Source organism: Amycolatopsis sp. NPDC054798 (genome assembly GCF_053611505.1).
In genome coordinates, this window is the sequence record NZ_JBSHAM010000036.1 from 32934 (window position 1) to 51902 (window position 18969).

General features: G+C 69.7%; 15 protein-coding genes and 1 pseudogene. 9 read left to right on the forward strand and 7 right to left on the reverse strand.

Translation table 11 applies throughout. From position 1 onward, the window contains the following. Nucleotides 1–52: 52 nt before the first annotated feature. Nucleotides 53–1273 (reverse strand): transcriptional regulator, encoded by a 1221-nt coding sequence (locus ACWGIC_RS22645; RefSeq protein WP_452077934.1) that lies wholly within the window; start codon nucleotides 1271–1273, stop codon nucleotides 53–55. Nucleotides 1274–1396: 123 nt separating this feature from the next. Here ACWGIC_RS22645 and ACWGIC_RS22650 point away from each other — a divergent pair, with 123 nt between their 5' ends. Next, entirely contained in the window at nucleotides 1397–3214 is a 1818-nt protein-coding gene (locus ACWGIC_RS22650) for an NAD(P)-binding domain-containing protein (protein ID WP_452077935.1), read from the forward strand. A gap of 137 nt (nucleotides 3215–3351) precedes the next feature. Here the strand turns inward: ACWGIC_RS22650 and ACWGIC_RS22655 are convergent, their stop codons facing one another. Continuing rightward, the gene (locus tag ACWGIC_RS22655; RefSeq protein ID WP_452077936.1) at nucleotides 3352–3984 is read right to left on the reverse strand and encodes a TetR/AcrR family transcriptional regulator; all 633 of its coding nucleotides are present in this window, start codon (nucleotides 3982–3984) and stop codon (nucleotides 3352–3354) included. Between the two features lie 70 nt (nucleotides 3985–4054). On the opposite strand from ACWGIC_RS22655, the gene ACWGIC_RS22660 reads away from it, so the two are divergent. Continuing rightward, nucleotides 4055–4930, forward strand: coding sequence for an alpha/beta hydrolase (locus ACWGIC_RS22660; RefSeq protein ID WP_452077937.1), 876 nt, complete (start codon nucleotides 4055–4057; stop codon nucleotides 4928–4930). Between the two features lie 9 nt (nucleotides 4931–4939). Beyond that, a complete protein-coding gene (locus ACWGIC_RS22665) occupies nucleotides 4940–6442 on the forward strand; it encodes a class I adenylate-forming enzyme family protein (RefSeq protein ID WP_452077938.1) in 1503 nt (500 codons plus the stop codon). Between the two features lie 14 nt (nucleotides 6443–6456). Here ACWGIC_RS22665 and ACWGIC_RS22670 read toward each other — a convergent pair whose 3' ends face one another. Next, entirely contained in the window at nucleotides 6457–7872 is a 1416-nt protein-coding gene (locus ACWGIC_RS22670; RefSeq protein WP_452077939.1) for an aminotransferase-like domain-containing protein, read from the reverse strand. On the opposite strand from ACWGIC_RS22670, the gene ACWGIC_RS22675 reads away from it, so the two are divergent. Next, nucleotides 7871–8821, forward strand: coding sequence for a DMT family transporter (locus tag ACWGIC_RS22675; RefSeq protein ID WP_452077940.1), 951 nt, complete (start codon nucleotides 7871–7873; stop codon nucleotides 8819–8821). The genes ACWGIC_RS22670 and ACWGIC_RS22675 overlap by 2 nt on opposite strands. 9 nt (nucleotides 8822–8830) lie before the next feature. On the opposite strand, the gene ACWGIC_RS22680 is transcribed toward ACWGIC_RS22675, so the two are convergent. After that, complete coding sequence (locus ACWGIC_RS22680) at nucleotides 8831–9772, reverse strand: ankyrin repeat domain-containing protein (RefSeq protein WP_452077941.1); 942 nt, start codon at nucleotides 9770–9772, stop codon at nucleotides 8831–8833. Between the two features lie 1323 nt (nucleotides 9773–11095). Then, nucleotides 11096–12187 (reverse strand): annotated as a pseudogene (locus tag ACWGIC_RS22685) (helix-turn-helix domain-containing protein); the annotation flags it as partial. A gap of 17 nt (nucleotides 12188–12204) precedes the next feature. On the opposite strand from ACWGIC_RS22685, the gene ACWGIC_RS22690 reads away from it, so the two are divergent. The 4 genes from ACWGIC_RS22690 to ACWGIC_RS22705 are packed head-to-tail and all read left to right on the forward strand — an operon-like array spanning nucleotide 12205 to nucleotide 15637. Further along, nucleotides 12205–12444, forward strand: coding sequence for a hypothetical protein (locus ACWGIC_RS22690; protein ID WP_452077942.1), 240 nt, complete (start codon nucleotides 12205–12207; stop codon nucleotides 12442–12444). Nucleotides 12445–12474: 30 nt separating this feature from the next. Beyond that, nucleotides 12475–13635 carry a serine hydrolase domain-containing protein gene (locus tag ACWGIC_RS22695; protein WP_452077943.1) on the forward strand — a complete coding sequence of 387 codons (1161 nt, stop codon included), beginning with the start codon at nucleotides 12475–12477 and terminating at the stop codon, nucleotides 13633–13635. Between the two features lie 32 nt (nucleotides 13636–13667). Then, entirely contained in the window at nucleotides 13668–14528 is an 861-nt protein-coding gene (locus ACWGIC_RS22700) for a hypothetical protein (protein ID WP_452077944.1), read from the forward strand. Nucleotides 14529–14572: 44 nt separating this feature from the next. After that, on the forward strand, nucleotides 14573–15637 hold the full coding sequence (locus tag ACWGIC_RS22705; RefSeq protein ID WP_452077945.1) for an alpha/beta hydrolase: 1065 nt from the start codon (nucleotides 14573–14575) through the stop codon (nucleotides 15635–15637). A 79-nt stretch (nucleotides 15638–15716) separates the two neighbouring features. Here ACWGIC_RS22705 and ACWGIC_RS22710 read toward each other — a convergent pair whose 3' ends face one another. Together ACWGIC_RS22710 and ACWGIC_RS22715 are read right to left on the reverse strand one after the other, a co-directional pair. After that, nucleotides 15717–16058 (reverse strand): putative quinol monooxygenase, encoded by a 342-nt coding sequence (locus tag ACWGIC_RS22710; RefSeq protein WP_452077946.1) that lies wholly within the window; start codon nucleotides 16056–16058, stop codon nucleotides 15717–15719. Between the two features lie 17 nt (nucleotides 16059–16075). Further along, nucleotides 16076–17782 (reverse strand): CocE/NonD family hydrolase, encoded by a 1707-nt coding sequence (locus ACWGIC_RS22715; protein WP_452077947.1) that lies wholly within the window; start codon nucleotides 17780–17782, stop codon nucleotides 16076–16078. A gap of 92 nt (nucleotides 17783–17874) precedes the next feature. Between ACWGIC_RS22715 and ACWGIC_RS22720 the strand changes: the two genes are divergently transcribed. After that, nucleotides 17875–18768, forward strand: coding sequence for an NADP-dependent oxidoreductase (locus tag ACWGIC_RS22720; protein WP_452077948.1), 894 nt, complete (start codon nucleotides 17875–17877; stop codon nucleotides 18766–18768). The last annotated feature ends 201 nt before the right edge of the window (nucleotides 18769–18969 follow it).

Genomic DNA, 18969 nt, shown 5'->3' on the forward strand with positions numbered 1-18969 from the left:
GGCGACGTCGCACGGGGGGCCCGGTTTCCGGAACCGTGCTGGTCCGTGCTGGTCACTGTCCTGCGTGGACAGTCATGCGCACGCCTTCGGCGAGCCGGTAGGGGCGGGTGTCGACGATGGCGCCGAGCAGGCGGCGCAGCCGCGACACTTCGGCGCGGACGGTGACGAGGTGTTCGGCGTCGCCGTAGAGGGCGTGGCTCAGCGCGACCGCGGACAGGCCTTCGCGGCCTGCTTTGTGAAGGCGGACCAGGATTTCGGCGTGCCGTTTGGTGACCGGGCGGCGCCAGCCGGTGTCTCCGGCTTGGAGGCTGAGCAGGGGCGCGGGCGTGAGGTCCAGGTCGAGCCGGACGGTGCGGGCGGTGCTGGCGGGGCGGACGAGCCAGCCGTCGGCGATGGGTTCGGGGAGGCAGGCTCCCAGTCCGGGGACGGCGACGACCTGGCCGGCTTGGGGCGCGGCGATGCGTTCGCCCGCGGAGACGCCGGCGCTGTGGGCGACCCAGCCGTCCTCGTCCACGACGAGCGCGGGGCCGGACACCAGGACAGGTTCAGCCATTTGGCGCAGTCGTTCGAGGCGCTGGCGGTGCGTGCGCCACAGTTGCGCTTCGGCGAGCCGTTTGCCGGTTTCGACGAGGGCTCCGATCGCGGGGTGGAGGGTCAGCGCGGGGCCGCTAATGTCGATGACGCCTAGCAGTTCGCCGGTGCGCGGGTCGTGGATGGGCGAGGCGGTGCAATACCACGGGTGCTGGTCCTGCTCGAAGTGTTCGCCGGCGAGCAGTTCGATCGGCGCGGCTTCGGCGAGCGCGGTGCCGATCGCGTTGGTGCCGACGCGGGATTCGGTCCACTCGGAGCCTTCGGTGAAACCCAGCGTGTCCGCTTTGCGCCGGACGGCGGACGAGCCTTCGCGCCACAGGATGATGCCGTCGGCGTCGGTGACCACCAGGAGCATGTGTGCCGAATCGGAGGTCGCGTCGACGACGTGGCGGAGGTCTTCGATGACGTGCCGCAGCGGGGAGCCGTGGCGGCGGCGTTCGACCTCGTCGCCGGGGACCGAATCGCGGGCGTTCATCCCGTCGGCGGTGAGGCCGAGGCTGAGCACGCGGGACCAGGAGCGGGAGACGAGCGGCCGCGGGGGCACGGCGGGGCGGCTGCCGCCGATGACCGCTTCGTGCATCCGGACGAGGTCGCGGGCGTGGGTGGGCAGGTTGCGGCCCGGAGGCACCGCACTGTGCACCACCACAGTCACCTCCCGCACCATCGCGTCCGCGGCCAGCATAGGTGACCTGCGCTGACGTTGTCATGCGTCGGCACGTGCAACTCGCTGCAACCCTTGCCGCGCCCTTCGCCGGGGGAGTGTGATCGGCGCTACACCCACGACAGCGACGTCCGAGGAGTAGCGATGACACAGACAGTCGACCGGATCGCGGAGGCGAGTACGCCGCAGGCCCGGGTCGAGGACTGGCTGGCCCGGTTCGAGGCCGCGCTGACCGCCCGCGACATCGAGGCCGCCGCGGCGTTGTTCGCCGTCGATTCCTATTGGCGCGACTTGGTTTCCTTCACCTGGAACCTCAAGACCGTGGAGGGCCGCGACGGGGTCGCCGGGCTGCTCGGCGGCTGTCTGGAGACGACTGACCCGAGCGGATTCCGCACCGCCGAACCGGCGACCGAAGCCGACGGCGTCACCGAGGCGTGGATCGAGTTCGAGACCGTTGCCGGGCGCGCGAAAGGACATCTGCGGCTGAAGGAAGAGGGCGCGTGGACGCTGCTCACCAGCCTGCGCGAGCTGAAAGGTTTCGAGGAGTCGCAGCGGGAACGGCGGCCCAAGGGCGTCGAGCACGGAGTGGTCCGCGGCCGCCGGTCGTGGGCGGAGAAGCGGGCCGAGGAGCAGGAAACGCTCGGCTACGACCAGCAGCCCTACGTCGTCGTGATCGGCGGCGGGCAGGGCGGGATCGCGCTCGGCGCGCGGCTGCGCCAGCTCGGCGTGCCCTCGCTGGTGGTGGAGCGCAACGACCGGCCCGGCGATTCGTGGCGCAAGCGGTACAAGAACCTCTGCCTGCACGACCCGGTCTGGTACGACCACCTGCCCTATCTGCCGTTCCCGGAGAACTGGCCGGTGTTCGCGCCCAAGGACAAGATCGCCGACTGGCTGGAGATGTACACGCGGCTGATGGAGGTGCCGTACTGGACCCGTTCGGCGGTCACCTCCGCGGCGTGGGACGCCAACGCGAAGCAGTGGCATGTCACGGTGGATCGCGACGGCGAACAGGTGGTCCTCACCCCGCGGCACGTCGTGTTCGCGACCGGGATGTCCGGCAAGCCGAATGTGCCGTCGTTCCCCGGAATGGACGAGTTCGAGGGCGACCAGCACCACTCGTCGCAGCACCCCGGCCCGGACGCGTACGCGGGCAAGAAGGCGGTCGTCGTCGGGTCGAACAACTCGGCGCACGACATCTGCGCGGCGCTGTGGGAGCACGGCGCGGACGTGACGATGGTGCAGCGTTCGTCCACGCACATCGTGAAGTCGGATTCGCTGATGGACCTCGGCCTCGGCGACCTGTACTCGGAGCGCGCCGTGGCCGCGGGCGTCACCACCGAAAAGGCCGACCTGATCTTCGCGTCGATCCCGTACCGGATCATGCCGGAGTTCCAGATCCCGGTGTACCAAGCGATCCGCGAACGCGACGCCGGCTTCTACGCCCGGCTCGAAGCGGCGGGCTTCAAACACGACTGGGGCGACGACGGTTCGGGCTTGTTCATGAAGTACCTGCGGCGCGGCTCCGGCTACTACATCGACGTCGGCGCTTCGGAACTCGTCGCCAACGGCAGCATCAAACTCGCGCACGGCCAGGTCGACCACCTGACCGCGCACTCGGTGGTGCTCCAGGACGGCACCGAACTGGAAGCCGACGTCGTCGTCTACGCGACCGGCTACGGCTCGATGAACGGCTGGGTCGCCGACCTGGTCGGACAGGAAACCGCGGACCGGGTCGGCAAATGCTGGGGACTCGGCTCGGAAACGACGAAGGACCCCGGCCCGTGGGAGGGCGAGCAGCGCAACATGTGGAAGCCCACCCAGCAGGAGGGATTGTGGTTCCACGGCGGGAATCTGCACCAGTCGCGGCATTACTCGCTGTACCTGGCGCTGCAGCTGAAGGCGCGGTTCGAGGGGATTGAGACGCCGGTGTACGGGCTGCAGGAGGTGCATCACCTGGCTTGAGGGGTCGGGAAACCCCGGTGGCTGGGCGGGGCGGTCGCCGGGGTTTTCCTTGCCGTCCGGCCGGAATGAGGTGCGTTTTCGCCGCGGACGAAGGCGGGCCTGGGGCGTCGGGTCGTCCGCTGCGGGTCGGGGCTTCGTCAGGCGGTCGTTGCCGCGAGTCCGGTTAGGACGGTGCGCATTCCTTCGGCGAATTCGGTTTCCGGGTCGCTTGCGCTGGCGGCTTGGGCGATTTCGGCGAGCCCGCTGAACTCGTCTCGGGGCAGTTCCGCGATCCGGCCGGTGGTTTCGGCGACGTCCGGATCGCGCGACAGCGGACCGGCCAGCTCGGCTTGGGCGAACCCGGTGACGAAGGCGGACACCGTGCGGAAGGCGACCAGCAGCTCCGCCCCGGAGCGTCCGCCGCGGGCCAGGGCTCGCACCAGGGCTTCGGCCGGGCGGAGTGTCGTCAGGTCGAGGCTGCGGCGGGTCAGGATCAGCGGGATGGCGTGCGGATGCGCCCGCACCGCCCGCCACATTCCCTCGGCGACCGCGTGGACGTCGGCGCGCCAGTCGCCGGACGGATCGGGCCAGGCCGCCTCTGCCATCACCGCTTCCGTGACGAGCTGCTCCAGCCCGTCGCGTCCGTCGACGTAGTTGTAGATCGTCATCGGCCCGGTGCCCAGTTCGGCCGCCAGGCTGCGCATCGTCAGTCCGTCCAGTCCGGCGGCGTCGACCAGCGCGAGCGCGGCGGACTGCAGCCGTTCGCGCGTGAACTTGCGCGGTGCGGGCATGGCTCTCCTTGATTAAGTACAAGGTACGTGTTTAGCTAAGTTCACGTACAACGTACTTGAAGGGGCGATCATGCGCACTTCTTTCCGTTCCGGCCGCGACCAGTGCGCGGCCTGGCTGACCCTCCCGGACGGACCGGGCCCGCATCCGGCGGTCGTGCTCGTGCACGGCGGCGGCGCGACGCACGAGATGATGCTCGGCCAGTACGAAACCTGGTTCTCCGCAGCGGGTTTCGCCGTGCTGGCGTTCGACTTCCGGCATCTCGGCGAGTCCGGCGGCGAACCCCGGCAGCTGGTGAGCCAGCGTCGTTACGCCCAGGACGTCGACGCCGCGCTGGAGTTCGCCCGCACCCGGCCGGAGATCGACGCCGACCGGATCGCCTTGTGGGGCACGTCGTTCGGCGCCAGCCACGTGGTCGCTGCGGCGGCCCGGCATCCGGCGCTGGCCGCGGCGGTCGTGCAGTGTCCGGTGCTCAGCGGCCGGGCCGTCGTCGCGCGGGCCGGGTTGCGGCATCTTGCGCGGTTCACCGGGCCGATCGTTTCGGACCTGCTGCGGTCCGCGTTGCGACTGCCTCGCCGGTACGTTTCGCTGGTCGGCCGCCCGGGCGAGCTGGCTTTCGTCAATCAGCCGGGTGCGTTGGAAGGCTGGGAATCGGTCACGCCGGAGGGGTGCGAGTTCGACAACCGGATCACCGCGGCGTCCGGGTTGGGCATGTTGTTCTACAACGCCGCCGCGCAGGCTTCGCGCGTGCGGTGCCCGCTGCTGATCTGCGCCTGCGACCGCGAGAATCTCATCGATCCGTCGATCGCCGCCGCGGTGGCCGACGACGCGCCGCGGGCGGTGCTGAAGCACTACGATGCGGACCACTTCACGGTCTACCATCCGCCCGTGGTCGAAAAGGTCGTCGCGGATCAGCTCGACTTCCTCACCGCCCACCTGGCCCAGTGAGGACGAGCGATGACGCGTATTCACGACCTGCTCCGCACCGCCGCCGCGGACGCCGTCGGCTGGACGGCGGGTTCGCGAGACCTCCGGTTCTCCGAGATGGACGAATGGTCGGACCGGATCGCCGCCGATTTCCTGCGGCGGGGCGTGCGGCGCGGCGACCGGATCGCGGTCAACGGGCGCACGACGCCGGAATGGCTGGCGGTGTACTTCGCCGCGGCGAAGATCGGCGCCGCGGTGGTCGGGCTGAGCCCGCGGTACCGGGAAACCGAATTCGCGCACATCCTCACCGATTCCGGTGCGCGGCTCGTGGTGACCGAGCAGTCGGCGGGCGAGGTTGATTTCCTTGCTCTGCTGGGAAAACTTGAGCTGCCCGGTGTTTCCGTCGCGACCTTCGCCGAACTGGGTTCAGCGGAATCCGATCAGGAAGCGCTGACGGCCGCCTCCGCTGCGGTCGACGCGGACGACCCGGTGATGATCATTTACACCTCCGGCACCACCGGGCGTCCCAAAGGTGCGACGCTGACCCATCGCGGCCAGTTGGCGTCCGCCGTCGCCGAGGCTGAACACTTGCGACTCAGCGCTGCCGACGTCCTGCCGGTGGCCGTTCCGCTGAATCACGTCAGCGGCATCACCTGCTGCGTCCTTTCCGCATTGGTCGCCGGCAGCCGGTCGGTGCTGTTGCCGTCCTTCGACGCCGGTGCCGCCGCCGACCTGTTCCGGACGGCTGGCCTGACGATGTGGGTCGGCGTGCCGACAATGCACACGCTGCTGCTGAATCACGAGCGGTTCGCTGGCGTCGACACTTCTGCGATCCGCGTAGTAGTCACCGGTGGTGCGAACGCGGAACCGGCTTTGCTGCAACGTCTTACGGCTGCGTTCCCGAAAGCGGCAGTGATGAATCTGTACGGCCTGAGCGAGGTTTCCGGTGCCGTCGTGATGACGCCGTGGGGTGCCGGCACGGAAGCGACCGAACACTCGATCGGCGTGCCTTTCCCCGGCGTGGAAGCAAAAATCGCCGCTCCGGCCGGGGAAACGCTGCCGCCCGGCGAAACCGGCGAATTGCTGTTCCGGACTCCGTCGATCATGGCTGGCTACCACAATCTGCCGGCGGAAACCGCGGCGGCGATCGACGCGGACGGCTGGCTGCACACCGGCGACATGGCGCGAGCGGACGAGGACGGCAGCTTGACGCTGCACGGCCGCGCCAAGGACATGTTCGTCCAGGGCGGATTCAACATCTATCCGGTCGAAGTGGAGAACGTCCTCGCCGCGCATCCGGGCGTCCTGATGGCGGCCGGGGTCGGCGTTCCCGATCCGGTGCTGGGGGAGATCGGCCGGTATTACGTTGTCCCGGCACGGGATTCGGCGGTCACCGAAGCGGAGCTGAAGGAGTTCTGCGCGGGGAAGGTGGCTGACTACAAGGTCCCGCGCCAGATCGTGCTCCGGTCCAGCCTGCCGCTGACGCCGTCCGGGAAGGTGCAGAAGGCAGCTCTGCGCGCGGAGAGCAGTTAGTCCTTAATGGACTCTCAGCCCTCGGCGTTCGCCAGGACCGCCTCCTGGATCACCCGTGCCGCGTCGGCGAACGCGCCCGGATTCGGTCCGGCGTAGTTGAGCCGGATGAACCGTCCGGTCGGTTCGGCGGGGAACCATTCGTCGCCCGGCCCGATGATCACGCCGGCGGATTCGCAATCGCGGACCACTCGCGGCAGATCGACCGTTCCGGGCAGCCGCGCCCAGAGGTTCAGCCCGCCCTGCGGCACGGATTCCACGTGCACCGCGGGTGCGTGTTCGCGGAGGCCGGTCAGCAGCAGGTCCCGGCGGGTCTTGAGCTGGTGCCGGACCCGGCGCAGGTGGGTGCGCCACGCGGGCTGGGTCACGATGTCGAGCGCGACGGTCTGCAGGACCGTGCTGACGTACATCGATTCCGCCAGCGTGTCGACGAGGATCCGGTCGCGTGCCGGGCCTCGGGCGATCAGCGCGGCGACGCGGATCGCGGGGGAGACGCTTTTGGTGAGGGAACGGAGGTACACCACGTGGCCGTCGTCGTCGCGGCCCGCGAGCGGCTGCGGTTCGGCGGTGATGCCGAAATCGTGCGCGGAATCGTCTTCGATCAGGAACGCGCCGTGCCGGCGAACAGCGCCGAGGACGCGATCAGCGAGTTCGGGATGCCACAGCGCGCCGGTCGGGCTGGCGAAACTGGGCTGTGCGTAGAACGCCCGCGCGCCGGTTTGCTCGAATGTCCGGTCGAGCACGTCGGGATCCGGTCCGTTCGGGCCGCTCGGCACCGGGACGACCGCGACGCCCGCTTTCGTCGCCGCGAGGATCGCGCCCCAGTAGGTCGGCGATTCCAGCAGCAGCGGCTGTCCCGGCCCGACCAGCGCGCGGAAGGCGGTGACCAGGCCGCTCTGGCTGCCGGGGGTGATCACGACGTCTCGCGGGGTGGCCGGGGCGATCCCGGCCGGGGTCGCCGCGCGCAGTTCCGCGGCGAACCAGGACTGCAGTTCGGGGACGCCCGCGGTCGGCGGCCGTCCGACCAGCGCGGCCGTGCGTGCCGCCCGGGAGAACGCGCTCCGGACAAGCCGCTCCGGCAGCAGCTCCGGGTCGGGATAACCGGAATGGAGCGCTACTGAGTTAGGGGATACCGGATGCAGCGACGCGGGCTGTTTGAGCAGCCCGTGCCCCGGGGTGCCGAGCGCCGCGGTCTGCCAGCCGTAGTCGCCCGACCCGGTGGCGGGCGCGGCGCGGACGAACGTGCCGACCCCGGGCACGCTTTCCACCAATCCTTGGGAAGACAGGCTTCGCAGTGCTTTCTGGACAGTCACCGGACTGGCCGAATGCCGCGCGACCAGTTCCCGCGACGACGGCAGCTTGGCCCCCGCGGGGGCGGCGCTGATCCACTCGCGCAGTGTCGAAGCGATCCGGGAGCTGCTATCGTTGGACATGAAACTGAAGGATAGCGCTACTCTTCCGGAAGCACCGGCGCTACCCCGGGCCGGCCTCTGGTGGGGGCTGCTCGCCGTCGTGGCGTTCTCGTTCACGATGCCGTTCACCCGGGTCGCGGTGGAAAACGGCGGCCTCTCGGCGATGTTCATCGGCTCCGCGCGGGCGGTGGTCGCCGCGGTGCTCGCGGCCGTTGCGCTGATCGTCACCAAGCAGCGTTTCCCGCGCGGCATCCAGTGGTTCCGCCTCGCTGTCGTCGCGGGCGGAGTGGTGGTCGGCTTCCCGATGCTGACCTCGTACGCCCTCACCACGGCCTCCGCCAGCCACGCTGCCGTGGTCATCGCGCTGCTCCCCGCCGCGACGGCGGTAGTAGCGGTGCTCCGCACTCGCGAACGTCCACCCGTGACTTTCTGGGTCCTGGCTGTCGTCGGAGCCGTCGCCGCGATCGGCTTCGCTGTCCTGCAAGGCGGCGGCCTGAGCGGATTGCAGTGGTCGGACGCGCTTTTCTTCGCCGCGGTGCTGGCCGCTGCGGTCGGGTACGCGGAGGGCGGTTTGCTCGCGCGGGAATTGGGCGCCTGGCAGACCGTTTCGTGGGCGCTGGTGATCGCCTCGCCGCTGATGGCCGGGTTGACCGTCGTGTCGATCGCGAGCGACCCTCCACACGCGACAGTGGGAGAGTGGGCCGCCTTCGCTTATTTGGCGGTGGTGAGCATGTACCTGGCCTTTTTCGCGTGGTACCGGGGGCTGGGTTTGGGGCCGATGACTCAGGTCAGTCAGGTACAGCTGGTGCAGCCGGTGCTGAATCTGTTGTGGGCAGCGGTGTTCCTGGGCGAAGAGCTGACCTGGCAGACCATTCTGGGCGGGTTGGCAGTGGTGGCCTGCGCCGGAAGCGCGGTGCGGGTCCGGACAGCTCGGCCTCCGGCGCAGACACCAGTCGAGAGCGTGAACTGACTCGACCGGTCAGCTCCAGTAGCCGCGGTCGGGCAGCCGGATCCAGGCGTCCGGCGGCCCGGTGACCGAACGGCTGTCGACGGCCCGCAGTCCGGTGTAGGCGAAGCAATAGGCGAGTGCCTGGCCCTCGTACAGACAGGACAGCAGCACGTCGCCTTCCGGATCGGGCTCGCCGCCGGGGTGCAGGTCCCAGCCGATGATCTCGCCGTCGCGGAGGATGCTGCCCTGGTTGCCGCTCTTGGGGTTGGCGTACATGCCGTAGCAGGTCGTCCCGGCGGACAAAAGCTTGGTCACGCCGGGCATTTGCGGCGCGTACCCCCACGGCTGCGCGAGCACGCAGCCGCCGGGCACGTCGGTGGCCCACATGGTGTGGACGACAGCGGGATCGAAGGGATCGTCTCCCCATTGGTCCATCATCTCGTCGTAGTCGCCGTCGACGACCTCGGCGGCGAGCCTGCGCACCGCCTCGGCGACGTCGATGCCCGCGACGCACGCGAGGCCCAGACCCTCCAGGTGCTGATCGCCGAGCGCGGCGATCAGCCGCCTGCTTTCCTCGACCGTCACGGTTTCCTCCGGGGTCAGCGAAGCTTCGACGCCGGGCAGCTCCGGCACGGGGCTCGTGAGGCTCAGCCGTCCGGGCGGCCAGCCCGACATCATGTCCCGCAACGGATCGGCCCCCGCGGCGACCAGAACGCGGGCGTTGTCCGGCCGGTGCGCGGCCACGGCTCGCCACAGCGCGGTCCGGTCTTCCGACAGCGCGTCCACGTCGTCGACCCGCCGCGCCAGTTCGGCCACGACCTCCGCGGAGCCGTACTCGGCCGCGGCGTGCAGCGGCGGCCCGGGCCATCCGTCGCTGACGTTCGGGTCGGCGCCCGCTGCCAACCGGGCCTGTACTTCGCCGAGATCCGTCCAGCTTTGCCAGCCGAAGCCGGTCCATCCCCCATCGCTCATGCCGTGCAGTGTGCCGGATCAGGCCTGCGCCCGGTACGCCCGGCCGAGATGATCCTGAAGCCGCGCGTGGCGAAACTGATAAACCGCCCCAGCCTGCCGCAACACCCCGCGCCGGTACGCGTCGTCCAGGAACGCGGTCACCGCCCACGGCAGACGTCCGGTCAGCGGCAGCCAAATGCGCGCCAGCAGCACCCACTGTCCCCAAGCGGTGAACGCCAGCACGTAAGAGATCCCGCCGCCGAGCCCGCCGACGGCTCCGATCAGCAAGCCGGCGGACAGCGGCCACCGGAGCGGCCCCAACGGACCTTCGAGAAGTTCGACCAGCAGCCGCCCGCCGAAACCGATGGCCAGCGCGACTGTCGGCACGAGAATGAGCAACTGGCGCAACGAGGTCGTGCGGTTCGTGGCCAGCAGGCCGAGCGGGGTGGCGGCCGAGCCGACGTCCAGCGGGATCTCCAGCGCGGCCATGAGCCCGAACACCAGCCCGGCCGCGAGCCCGAAGACGAGGCCGTAGACGAGGGTCGGGACGAGCATTTTCTCGACCAGCGACTTCCCGCCGGGCGGAAATCCGAAGAGCAGCCCGTGCAAAGCCGTGTTCACCGGGCCGTAGCCGAGGCCGATCACGAAACCGCCGAGCAGGGCGGTGCCGAGCCGGGAGGCGTAGGCACGGAAGAACTGCCTGCCGGTCCGATGCCGTCCCCGCAGCCGGATCTGGACGCGCGACGGCTCGATCGTCCTTCCCCGGCACACGATCGTCAGGCCGTGGACCAGTCCGAACGCCAGGCCGACCATCGGCCCGATCAAGAGCCCGTCCATCAGGCCCGCGCGGAAAGTGAACGCGCTGCCGTGGCCGATGAGGTCGAGGGGGACGAAGACAAGCCAGTTCAGCACGGCGACGGCCAGCGTCGAAGCCATGACGACCGCGAGGATCCGCGACGACCGGCGCAGCGTCGAGCCCAGCTGCCACCAAGCGAGATCGTGCTCGTCGAGCTGGCCCACGTGCTGGGCGAGATAGCCCAGCCACCGCTGGGCGCGTTCGGGATCCCAGCTGCGCAGCGGACGGCCCACGTGCGGCGGCCGGTGCTGGTACACGGTGGGGACGAAGCTGGCGAGCAGGTGGTCTTCCAGCGCGTCCGAGGTCGGAAATCGCGTGGTGTCCAGCAAAACCGCCGGGTCGCGGCCGGGGACGTCGCTGTAGACGGTCCGGGCCAGGCCCACCATCAACGGCGTTCTCAGCGCGGTGGCCAGGCGTCCGCCCGGACAAGCGCGCAGTTCGGCGAGCACCGGAGCCCACAGGTCCCGGTCGCGGGAGGTCGTGCGGGGCAGGTAGCCGGCGACGTCGTCCGGGGTCAGGCCGAGCAGTTCCACGCCCGCGGCCGCCGTCGGCACGTCGGTCGCGGCGACCGCGGTCGCGTACTCGGCGGGACGGCTGGTCAGCAGGAACGGCAGCGAGGTGGCGCTGAGCGCGGCCAGCGCGGCGGCGTGCAATCCGGCGGCGATCTCGTCGAACCCGTCCAGCACCGGCAGGACGCTTCCGGTCTCGACCAGTTCGGCGGCCAGCGGAGCGGTCAGGCCGGGACAGTCGGGGTAGTCCTGGGGCAGCCGTTCGATCAGCCAGTCCCGCAGCGTGCTGGCCGTCGGGTCCCACGAGCCGAGGTGGAAGATCGTCGGCACCGGTTCGGCCGCGGCGCGCGTGCGGAGGCAGCCCAGCACGAACCGCAGCGTCAGGATCGTCTTCCCGGAACCCGCCCGGCCCAGCACCACCAGCCGTCCGGACGGGATCCGCCGGTAGACCTCCGCGAGGTCGTCCAGTTCGCCGTCCAGGTCCAGCGGTTCCGCGGCGGCGCCCGGCCGGACGCCGCGGATGTTGTCCCAGCGATCGGTCAGCCGCTCCGGCGCTTGCTGCCAGCGCACCGGCAGCGGGAACGGGTCGTGGACCCGGCGTTGTTCTTCTTCGCGTTGCCAGCGAGAAGCGACTACTTGCGCGAAGTGGTCCGCGAGTTCGGCCAGCGGCCCGCGGATCCGCGGCGGCTCGGTTACCTCCGGCTCGGGCGCCGCGCCGAACTCGGCCAGCAGCGCGCGGCGTTCGGCCGCGGTGGTTCCGAGAACTCCGGCCAGCAGCTGCACGGTGCCCATCCGCGGATCGACGGGCCTGCCGTTCTCCAGCCTCCGGATGGTGCTGACGCTGACCGCGGATCGTTCCGCCAGCTGCTCTTGCGTCAACCCGGCCTGACGCCGCATCTCCCGCAGCAGAACGCCGGCCCGGCTCGTCACCGCGGAAGACCCCTCACTGTGCGCCCGCTTGCCCCGGACGAGCTTACCGCGCGGACCGGTCACGTCTGACCGGCTTCTGCTCTGGTGCGATGACCTGCGCGAACACCACCATGATCGGCACCGGACCTCCCGCCCGGTCACCTCGTCAACGGAGAGACATGGCCGCCGATTTCCGGTACTGGTGCGGCGAATGCGGCTACCGGACGCCCTGGCTCACGCGGTCCCAAGGCGCCGAGCAGCAGGCGCGGCACTACGCCCAGTGCCATCCCGGCGTTCCGCCAAGGGGGCAGGCGGAGCGCCGCCGGTCGGACAGCGGCGGGTTCGGGTGCCTGGTGCTGGCGGGCGTGCTGCTGCTGCTCCTCGTGGCGGTGGCCGTCTGCCGGTACCAGTTCAGATAGCCAGGAAACCCTGAGAGCGGAGGAGAATCAGTGAGAAGACTGAGACGGACCGGTGCGGTGCTGGCGGCCGCGGCGGCCGCGGTGGCGCTGGCCGCACCGGCGTCGGCGGCCGACGCCCACGCCGACACCCAGGCCGTCCTCAACGGCTATCAGTCCCACGCCGGACCGGGCGCGGCCGTCTACGCGGGCAACGCGTCCGGGTCGTGGCATCTGTCCGCCGGCAGCGCCTCGATCACCGGCCCCGCGCGGCCCCTGCAGCCGAACGAGCATTTCCGCGTCGCCAGCCAGACCAAGACCTTCACCGCCGCCGTCGTCATGCAACTGGTCGACGAGGGCAAGGTCGTGCTCGACGCTCCGATCGAGCGCTATCTCCCCGGCCTCGTCGACGGCAACGGCTACGACGGCAACCGGATCAGCGTGCGGCAGCTTCTCCAGCACACCGCCGGAATCCCCTCCCCGGACGTAGTGACCTGGGCCCGGAAAGCCGCCGGGCTCGTCAAACCGGACGGCAGCATCGCGCTGCACGACCTGGTCCAGGTCGGGCTGCGGAACTTCCCGCCCGCGTCCGAACCCGGCGCCGCCGTGCTGTACTCCAACCTGGGCTACCTGATCAACGGCCTGCTGATCGAGCAGGTCACCGGGATGTCCGTCGGCGACGCGATCACCACCCGGATCGTCGACCGGCTCGGCCTGGCCCAGACCAGCTTCCCGCGCGCGGGCGACCGGTCCCTGCCCGCGCCCTACCTCCCCGGCTACCGCGGGGTCCGGGCGGGCCCGCTCTTCTTCTGGACCGAGACGACGTCGGGTCCGATCATCTCGGAACCGTCGATCGAAAGCTCGGCCGGAGCGGTCGTCTCGACGCTCGCGGACATGTCGGCGTTCTACCGCGCGCTGCTCGACGGCAAGGTGGTCTCCCCGGCGTCGCTGGCCGAGATGCGCCGGACGATCCAGGTGCCGGTCCACGATCCCGCCTACGTCGGCGTGGGCCTCGGACTGCAGGCCATCACCCTGTCCTGCGGCGGCGAGGCGTGGTTCCACAACGGCATCGCGGCGTCCGGCTACACCTCGTGGACCGCGGCTACCGACGACGGCCGGTATGCCGCCATGATGACCAACGCGTGGGAGGAGACGAGCATCCGGCCCTCGCCCCTCGACGTGATCGACTCCGCTCTCTGCGGCAGCAGGCAGTGAACCCTACGAACCCTACGAAACAAGGAGCGTGCGTGCGCACCCGAAGGAACAGCGTCTTCCTGGCCGTGCTGGCGGTGATCGTCCTGACGGTCACCGGGGCGGCCACCGCCTCGGCCGAGCCCGCGAAACGGGTCTTCAACTCGATGCAGATCCTGTTCAATCTCAGCACCCCCGACCATTTCTGCACGATCGGGGCGGTCGGCACGGACAAGTACGACCGGAAGATCGCCGTCTCGGCCGGGCACTGCCTGATGGACGCTCCCGGGCAGCACTACTCCGACCGGGACATCCCGGAGAACATCCAGCCGGTCTACGACCGCAACGACACCGGATTCGGCCCCATCGGCTACGTCCGGTTCTTCAAGGACCGCGAAGGTTCGATGACCGGGCACCCGACCAAGGACTACATGATCATCGAGCTGGTGCCGTCGGTGACGCTGTCCTCGCAGGGGCCGCGCCTGAAGCAGACCGGCGAGCTGGAAGTCCCGGACGGGCAGCCCAGCCCCAACGCGCTGAACCCGTCGCTGAACAACGAACGCCTCCTCGGCGCCGCGCTGAACAACAACAACGAACTCGTGGTGTCGGGTCAGCTCGGCGTCTGGTACGGCCGCGTCACCAGCAACGCCAACGGCATCTACCAGTCCTGGGCCAAGCACCAGGCGAACGACTCCGGCGGCCCGGCGATCTGGCACGTGCCCGGCACCGAATATCCCGGACAGGGCAACAATTTCCAGGCGGCCGGCCCGTGGGCGGGCATCACCAAGGCCATCATCCTGGGCGTTCCGCAGTACGTCTACACCAGTTCGGCGAACATCCTCGCCGACCTGCGCGCCCGCGACGCGGCGCACCCCGGCACCTACGGCGCCGGTTTCCACGTGACCCAGAATCCGTGACCGGGAAAGTGACTATGAGACCGTTTACGCGTACTCGCGCCATAGTGTCGGCTGCCGCGGCGGTGCTGGCCGTCGCCTTCACCGGCCCCGCCGCCCACGCCGACCCGCCCGCCCTGCCGACTTTGACCGACGGCTATGGCCTCACCCAGGTCGGGCAGGCGGAGGGCACCGCGACCAACTTCGTCATCACCGTGACGACCCCGGCGGTCGCGGGGCAGCACCACATCCGCATCATCGTCCCGAGCAGCTATTACACCGACACCAGCGCGCGCTACCCGGTGTTCTACTTCCTCCATGGCGTCGGCGACGATCCGAGCAACCCGCATCTGGCGTACCCCGCGCTGCTGGCGAGCCAGAAGATGATCACCGTGATCCCGGACGGCGGGCTGCGCGGCTGGTACACCGACTGGGTCCGCCAGGACACCGCGGCCGGGGCACAGAACTGGGAAACCTTCCATCTCAACCAGGTGATCCCGTTCGTCGACGCCAACTTCCGCACCGTCGCCGCCAAGGCGGGCCGGGCCGTCGGCGGGCTGTCCATGGGCGGCTTCGGCGCGCTGCACTACGCCGAGGACCGTCCCGATCTGTTCGCGCAGACCGTTTCGCTGTCCGGCGCGATCGACTTCAATTTGTATTGGGTCCGCAACGCGATCCGGGGGACGCTGTCCAACGTCGGTTTCGCGATGTCGGGCACGGGCGGCTCCGGCGAGTCCACCGGCGGCAGCGGCTTCGGCCCGGCTGTGCCGACCGACTCCGCTTTCGGGCCGCTCAACGAGGCGGGCGACATGTCCGCGGTGCTGGCCCACGGCCCGGTCGTGAACGCCGGAAAGCTCGCTGGCGTCGGCGTTTCGCTCTACACCGGTGCCGGCAACGGCAACCTGATCAACGTCCTCCTCGACGAACCGCTGTTCGCCGAGTCGGTCACCGAGGCCGCTCAGAAGAACATGACGGCGGCACTCGACAAGGCCGGACATCCTTACTACGCCGTGGATTACGGCAACGGCAAGACGTGGGGCCCGAACTGCCAGGGCAAGCACACGGCCGGATGCTGGGGACAGGATCTGGTGGATTACCTTCCTCGGCTGGAACAGGCTTTCGCGGCGGCGTAAAGCTCAGGACGGAGAAAGCGCCCCGGACGGATCCGATCCGTCCGGGGCGTTCGCTCATTCCCGGCTGTTCCCGGCGACGCTAGAGGCTCAGCCGGACCGCGTCGTCCGCGCTGACCGAGACCGCCAGCTCCGCCGGCCGCAGCTCGACAGTTTCCGGCGCACCGTCGAGCAATTCGAGCAGCCGGGGCAGGTACTTGGTCAGCACGCCAGTGTTGTGCGCGGCGAGCGCGTCCCGCGAGGGATACTTCTCGACCACCGTCACCCGCAACGGGTCCGAATCGGACTCGACGTAAAAGGCGTACCGCAGCGTTTCAGGCTCGTCGCGCAGCACCTCCGGGACCAGTTCGGAAAACAGCGACAGCAATTCGGCGCCACGTCCAGGTTTGGCTTGGAGGCGGGCGAGGACAACGATCTCAGACAAGGGAATCTCCGGGAAAGTCACGCGCCGAGCACCGGAAGGCGCAGCGCTGAGGGTGAATTTTCGTTGTAGTGCAAGGTGTGCTGCGCGACAACTGCCTCGTCGAGAGTGCCGAACTCCGGCACCGTGCGAGTGTGCAAATTGCGGCTGTAGCGCGGAAAACTGAACCCAGCGACCTGTACCCGAATACGGTGTCCACGACCGAATCGGTGCGCGACATCGTGCAGGGTAACCGTTACGCGACTGGGTTCTTCGGCGTCGAGCCAATCGGTGTCGCCGCCGTTGCGATACCGGGCCCGCTGCGCTCCTTCGGCGACATTGAGCGCGAACCCGTCGGGCTCGACATCCACCAGCGTGACGCATACGTCGGCGTCCGGCGCGGTGCTGGTGATGTACGCGATCAGTTCGGCTTGCCCAGCGATCGTCACTTCCTCGGTCAACGGGTCGCTCGTGTAGCGGAGCACGTCTTCGCGCCCGTCGACCGCACGCTGATCCTGAATGCCGCCCGGTGCCGCGGCAGGCTCGCCCTCGAACGCGATTACCCCGCCGTGGGTGGGAAACGGGTCGTGCGGATCAGCGGTAAAGGTGTCCGAGCCGTGGCCTCCTTCGCGGGACAGAAAGCCTGAAGAGAGCGGCCATTCTTCAACCGTGGACGCGGGCGGCCACGCGGGTGCGCTCGCCCACGTATTAGAGCCACCGATGAAATAGCTGACTCGCCCGGACAGATACGGCGCAGCAGAAGGGTAATCCGAGCCGTCCCCGCCGCGCAGATGCCGGTCGAAGAACGCGGCGAGGACCGGGCTCCACGTCGGCACCCCGGCCGCCGCGTTCGGCAACACCCGCGCCCCGACGTCGCCGAACGCGCTGTAGGCGCCCGCGTGAGTCCACGGTCCGGCGATCAGGCCGGCTTTTTCGTTGCCCGCCAACCGGGCCGCGAGCCGGAACTGGGTCGGGCTGGTGAAATCCCGGTATCCGCTGATCTGCAGGAAAGGAATGCCGACCCGTTCCGGTTCGGTGAGCAAGGTGGGCCGGTCCCAGAACGGATCGTGCGGCGAACGCAGCCAATCCGTCCAATACGGCGCGACCCGGCTGTCGTCGAGCGGGGCGATCTCCGTCAACGGCAACTGGCTGACCGTGGCACGACGGTCGGCGAAGGCGTCGTCCAGCAGCTCGCGCACCCGTTCCTGCTCGGCCGCGCTCAACGAGGTGTGGTCCAGACCTTCCTGCGCCATCTGGAGCGCGTACAGCGTCAGAAAGCTCAGCTCGAACAGTCCGCCCGGGCGCGCGGTGTGCCGCATGTCGGCGGTCCCGATCATCCCGACCGCCGCTTTGAGATGCGGGTTCCGGGCGGCTACCGCCTGCAGCACGGTCATGCCCAGATAGGACGAGCCGTAAATCCCGACGTTGCCGTCGCTCCAGGGCTGCTTCGCCGCCCAGTCGATCGCGTCGGAGGAGTCGTTGTACTCCTGCGTGACGAAGTCGAATTCGCCGCCGGACCCGAACCGGCCGCGGCTGTCCTGCACCAGCACCGCGAAGCCCTGCCGGGCCAGCCACACCGGATCGGCGACGAGGCCCGAAACGCGGAAGACGCCGGTGCGGTCGTAAGGGGTCCGGTGCAGCAGCACGGGCCAGCGGCCGTCCGCGGCCGGGCGGTACAGGTCGCCGACGAGGGTGACGCCGTCGCGGGTAGTCATCTGGACGCCGGCGTCGAGGCGGGGTGGGTGCACGGTTGCTCCCGATCGGAGAGGAGGCGGCTCGGTACGGCCGACCGTAACACTAACCGTTGCAAAACACTAACCGTTGTTGTTAAGTTGGCGGCATGAAAGCAGTGCGCTTCGCCGAGTACGGCGGTCCCGAAGTCCTTCACCTGGCAGAAGTGCCCGAACCCCACGCCGGTCCCGGCCAGATCCGCGTCGCCGTCCGGGCGGCGGGCGTGAACCCGCACGATTGGCGCACCCGCGAGGGCCAGTTCCGGCGGATCCGCCCGCTCGAACTGCCCGTCGGCGTCGGACAGGACGCTTCCGGCGTGGTCGACGAAGCCGGCGAGGGCGTCACCGACGTCGAGGTCGGCGACTTGGTGCTGGGCCGAGGTTCGAACACCTACGCCGAGTTCGCCGTGCTGTCGTCCTGGGCTCGTTTGCCGTCCGGATTGACCTTCGCCGAGGCGGCCGGGTATCCGTCGGTGGTCGAGACCGCGATTCGCGTCATCCGGATGGTCGGTGTCCAATCAGGACAGACGTTGCTGGTGAGCGGTGCCGCGGGCGGGGTGGGGTCAGCGGTCCTGCAGGTCGCCCGCGACCGGGGGATCAAGGTGATCGGCACGGCCAGCCCCGCGAACCAGGACTACGTGCGAAGCCTCGGCGCCGTCGCGACGACCTACGGCGAGGGCTGGACCGACCGGGTGCGCCGGCTCGGACCGGTCGACGCCGCCCTGGATCTCAACGGCACCGGGGTGATCCGCGGCCTCCTCGACCTGACCGGGGACCGGGAGAAGGTGGTCACCATCGCCGACCTGGAGGCCTCGATGCTGGGCATCCGGTTCGCGGGCGTGGGCGGCGACATGCGGGAAGCCCTGGCCGAGACGGTCGACCTCATCGCGCGCGGGAAACTCCACATCCCGGTCGACAAGTCCTACCCGCTGGCCGAAGCCTCGGCGGCGCACGCGGACAGCCAGGCCGGGCACACCCGCGGGAGGCGGGTTCTGCTGGTCTGAACCTCCGGGAGGCTTCCGGCTTGGGTGCCGCTGGAGGGTTTCCCGGCGACCGGGAGAGGCGACCGCGTTCGGCTGGTTTTGGTGGCCGCGCGGGCTATGCCCGGCTGGTCTCGGTGGCCGCGCGAGTCGCGTCTCGCCGGTCCCGGTCGCTGTGCGGGTTGCGTTCGGCTGGTCTTGGTCACGGCGCGGGTCGCGCTCGGC

What these genes read in the sequence shown, in the direction of transcription:
- ACWGIC_RS22650 (WP_452077935.1), top strand. Translation starts at nt 1,397, where the DNA reads ATGACACAGACAGTCGACCGGATCGCGGAGGCGAGTACGCCGCAGGCC.
- ACWGIC_RS22660 (WP_452077937.1), top strand. Translation starts at nt 4,055, where the DNA reads ATGCGCACTTCTTTCCGTTCCGGCCGCGACCAGTGCGCGGCCTGGCTG.
- ACWGIC_RS22670 (WP_452077939.1), bottom strand. Translation starts at nt 7,872, where the DNA reads ATGTCCAACGATAGCAGCTCCCGGATCGCTTCGACACTGCGCGAGTGG.
- ACWGIC_RS22675 (WP_452077940.1), top strand. Translation starts at nt 7,871, where the DNA reads ATGAAACTGAAGGATAGCGCTACTCTTCCGGAAGCACCGGCGCTACCC.
- ACWGIC_RS22690 (WP_452077942.1), top strand. Translation starts at nt 12,205, where the DNA reads ATGGCCGCCGATTTCCGGTACTGGTGCGGCGAATGCGGCTACCGGACG.
- ACWGIC_RS22645 (WP_452077934.1), bottom strand. Translation starts at nt 1,273, where the DNA reads ATGCTGGCCGCGGACGCGATGGTGCGGGAGGTGACTGTGGTGGTGCAC.
- ACWGIC_RS22665 (WP_452077938.1), top strand. Translation starts at nt 4,940, where the DNA reads ATGACGCGTATTCACGACCTGCTCCGCACCGCCGCCGCGGACGCCGTC.
- ACWGIC_RS22655 (WP_452077936.1), bottom strand. Translation starts at nt 3,984, where the DNA reads ATGCCCGCACCGCGCAAGTTCACGCGCGAACGGCTGCAGTCCGCCGCG.
- ACWGIC_RS22680 (WP_452077941.1), bottom strand. Translation starts at nt 9,772, where the DNA reads ATGAGCGATGGGGGATGGACCGGCTTCGGCTGGCAAAGCTGGACGGAT.
- ACWGIC_RS22720 (WP_452077948.1), top strand. Translation starts at nt 17,875, where the DNA reads ATGAAAGCAGTGCGCTTCGCCGAGTACGGCGGTCCCGAAGTCCTTCAC.